Consider the following 2,794-nt stretch of genomic DNA (forward strand, 5'->3'; position numbering starts at 1 on the left):
GGCCCAAGCCGGCCAGCAGCAACAGCAGATCAGCGGGCACGGATCACCGCGTGATGAAGACCGCCGGATCCACCGCGCGCGTCCATGCCCAGTAGTCCACCAATCGCCACGGGCTCAGCGAGTTCACCACGCCGTCAGCGTTCTTGTAGAAGCTGTGCGTGATGCTCGGCTGCGACCACACCATGGTCTTCATCTCCGCCTGGGAGCGCTCGTACCAGTCGTCACAGGCCTCGGGGCGCGGTTCCAGCGCGGCCCGACCGGAGGCGATCAGCATGTCCAGCGCGCTCATGATGTAGCGCATCTGGCATTCGGAATGGAAGATCAGGCTGCCGCCGCTGGCCAGGTTGGTGCCCGGGCCGTACATGCAGAAGAAGTTCGGGAACCCGGGGATGGTGATGCCGAGATACGCGGCTGGCCGGGTCTCCCAGACCTGGTGCAGATCGACGCCGTCGCGGCCCGTCACCTGAAGCGACGACAGGAAGTCGTTGACCCGAAAACCGGTGGCGTACACCACAACGTCGGCCGGGTGCCGCACGCCGTCGTTGTCGACGACGGCGCCGGGCTCGATCCGGTCGATACCGCAGCGCACCAGTTCGACGTTGTCGCGGCGCAGGGTTGCCAGCCAGCTTCCGTTGTCCTGCAGGGTGCGCTTGCCGGTGGCCGGATAGTCCGGCACCACCTTGGCGATCAGTTCCTCGTCGCCCCCGCACTGGCTGGTGATCCACTCGGTGAACATCATCCGGGCCATATCGTTGGCGGCGCTGACAGCGCTGCGCTGATCGGGCCATTCCGGGTCGACCTTGGCTGCGGCGAGCCCGCTGTCGCAGCCGGGCCAGAAGATCAGGAACCGGTACCAGCGGCCGTAGAACGGCAGATGCTTCAGCGCCCACCGCACCCCGGGGCCGACGGCTTCGTGGTAGTTCGGGTTGGGGAACATCCATTGCGCGCTGCGCTGGAAGATGGTCAGCGTGCCCACCGTGTCGGCGATCGCCGGCGCGACCTGGAAGCCGCTGGCGCCGGCGCCGATCATCACCACGTTCTTCCCGGCGAGGTCCACGGAGTGGTCCCAGCGCGCGGTGTGGAAGGCCGGGCCGGTGAAGCTCGCCGCGCCCGGGATCTGCGGAATGTAGGGGTCGTTGAGCTGGCCGACGGCACTGATCACCGCGCGGGCGCGCAGCGTTTCGTTGTCGCCGTTGACATTCCGGACGGTGACGGTCCACCCGTCGTCCTCCCACACCGCCGAGACCACCTCGGTGCTGAACCGGACGCGCTGCTGCACGCCGTGGCGGCGCATGACGTCGGAGAAGTAGGCCTGCAGTTCCGGCTGGCGGGCGAAGTACTCCGTCCAGTGATCCGAGGGCTCGAAGCTGTAGCAGTAGAAGTGGTTGCCCACATCCACCCGGGCGCCGGGATAGCTGTTCTCCCACCAGGTTCCGCCCACACCGGCGTTCTTCTCGATCACGGTGTAGGGGATGCCGGCCTGCTGCAGCCGGATGGCGGCCAGCAGGCCGGACTCGCCGCAGCCGATCACGATGACCGGGAAGTCGGCGCGGGCCGCCGGGCTGGACGTCAACTCGTCATCGCGGGCGTCGCGGCCGTCGAGTTCCATCTCCTCGAGCATCATCGGCACGTACTCGTCGGGCACCTCGGCGACGGCGATCCAGTCCATCATCGCCTTGAGCATCGCCGGGTCGACCGGCTTGGGCTCGGGGCAGCCGCGGTCGCGGTAGTCAGCGAAGATGCCCAGCGCAAGCGCGCGGGCCTTGGCCTTGTCCTCCTCGGACAGGTAGCCCTGCACCTCGTTGAGGAAGAGCCCCAGCGGGCGAAGCGGGCCCTCGATGATTGACCGGCGCACCGCGTCGTCGTCGGTCATGTGCACACACGACATCAGCAGTGTCGGGATGGACACGTCCCGCAGGGCCGCGGCGATCGCGGCGTCGGAGTCGGTGAACGGCACGCCGGCGTGCGGGTTGCGCATCGGCTCAGGCTACGGGCCGCCGGGGGCGGGGCGGCCCCAATGTCACGGCTGAACCAGAATCCGGATCGGGTTGCCCTCGCCGCGCTCGAGCATCTCGATGCCGGCGTGGATGTCCTCGAGCGGAATGATCCGGCTGATCGAGCGGGACAGGTCCAGCCGGCCCAGCGACACCAGCGTGGCCAGCGTCCCGATGTCGACGTTCTGATAGCCGAGATGGCCCAGTACCTGCTTCTGGGTGAAGCCGAACAATGACGTCATCCCGATCGTCGGACATTCGGCGCTCATCCCGACGGCCACCAGTCGCCCGCCGACCGTCAGGCAGTCCAGTGCCTGCTCGAACGTCGTCTTCAGGCCCACCGCGTCGAAGGCGACATCGAGTCGCATGCCGCCGGTGATCCTCTCGATGTGTGCCTTCACATCGGGGTCGCGGGAGTCCAGGGCGTAGTCCGCGCCGAGTTCCAGCGCGCGGTCCCGGGCCACCGGGTTGACGTCGAGGGCGATGATCGGGGCCGCGCCCACCATCCGGGCCAACTGCACGATGTGGCTGCCGACGCCACCGACGCCCCACACCCCGACGGATTCGCCGACCATCACCTTGCCGGTGCGCACAACCGCGCCGTACGGGGTGGACACCGCGTCGGCCAGGATCGCCGCCTGCTCCATCGTCACGTTGTCCGGCACCCGGGTCAGCCCGACCGCCAATGACACCGTGTACTCGGCCCACGCGCCGTCGTAGGCGAACGCCATCAGCCGGGTGCGCAGGCAATCACCGAACTGGCCGCGCCGGCAGTTCGGGCAGTCCAGGCAGGGCCGGCC

2 protein-coding genes are annotated in these 2,794 nt (G+C 68.4%); both read right to left on the bottom strand.

What is annotated here, in order from left to right:
- Positions 1-43: 43 nt before the first annotated feature.
- Complete coding sequence (locus tag ACR2JI_RS00655; RefSeq protein ID WP_526386951.1) at positions 44-1,978, bottom strand: flavin-containing monooxygenase; 1,935 nt, start codon at positions 1,976-1,978, stop codon at positions 44-46.
- Positions 1,979-2,020: 42 nt separating this feature from the next.
- On the bottom strand, positions 2,021-2,794 hold a 774-nt coding region (locus ACR2JI_RS00660; protein WP_526386953.1), incomplete at its 5' end, for a zinc-binding dehydrogenase.

Origin of the sequence: Mycobacterium sp., assembly GCF_051006775.1 — a bacterium.
In the GTDB taxonomy this organism is placed as follows: domain Bacteria; phylum Actinomycetota; class Actinomycetes; order Mycobacteriales; family Mycobacteriaceae; genus Mycobacterium.